General features: G+C 52.8%; 1 protein-coding gene. It reads right to left on the bottom strand.

Annotation, left to right across the window (positions count from 1 at the left end):
* Positions 1–46: 46 nt before the first annotated feature.
* On the bottom strand, positions 47–664 hold the full coding sequence (locus H6A60_RS11975) for a GNAT family N-acetyltransferase (RefSeq protein WP_205104930.1): 618 nt from the start codon (positions 662–664) through the stop codon (positions 47–49).
* Positions 665–776: the final 112 nt, after the last annotated feature.

The following is a 776-nucleotide window of genomic DNA, read 5'->3' as shown; positions in this document are numbered from 1 at the left end:
TCCCATGTTTGTGTGAACGTCGAAATTTGAACAAACACCGTCGACATCAATTCCCGCGTACCGAACCGCCGCAACCGAGACGCTTCACCCAGCACTCGCCGCCCTCGGGGTGTCGCGCGAGCAATTCGCCACCTGTCGGAATATCGCCGTCCACAACAAATCCCTGTTTGGCGTAGAAAGCCCGAGCACGAGCATTGTCCTTCCAGCAGTGGAGTGCGAGCGAAGAAAATCCGGTGTCCTTTGCGAGATCACCGGCCAAGCTAACGATCAAGGAAGATAGGCCCTGACCTCTGAATTCCGGACTCACCCAAAGTGTATTTATCCAGAGCGAATCGGGCCGTTTGGCTTCAAGAAGATGACGAACGGCATCGACCTTCTCGCGTGCAAGAAAGCCTTCCATCACTGCAGGCACTCGCTGGAATTTCGAGTCGTACGCAAATATCAGCCCCGCGGGCTTGCCTTCCACTTCCACCAAAAGGACGTGGTTATAGGTATAAGGTTCGTTGCCCTTGCCGAAAACAACCTTCAGAAGCGAGCTCGCGCTCATCAGGGGAACTGCTCCCTCGAGCAAGAAGTCGATGACGCCTTCGGAGACTTCACGAATCGTTTCGACAACAAAATCCGCATCGTCTTCCGTTGCCCATCGAACTTTCAAGTTCTGCATTTGTTACCTCAAAACGCGGGAAGAGTAGCCTTCCGTAGTGTTTTTTCTGCTGATTACCGGTTTAATAAATCGCGATACCGCATCTTTTGCGGCATAACGCATGGCTTTTGGC

It is taken from the genome of Sutterella massiliensis, from assembly GCF_016899755.1.
In the GTDB taxonomy this organism is placed as follows: domain Bacteria; phylum Pseudomonadota; class Gammaproteobacteria; order Burkholderiales; family Burkholderiaceae_F; genus Sutterella; species Sutterella massiliensis.
The sequence above is the reverse complement of the archived record's forward strand: the minus strand, read 5'-3'. Positions and strand labels throughout refer to the sequence as shown.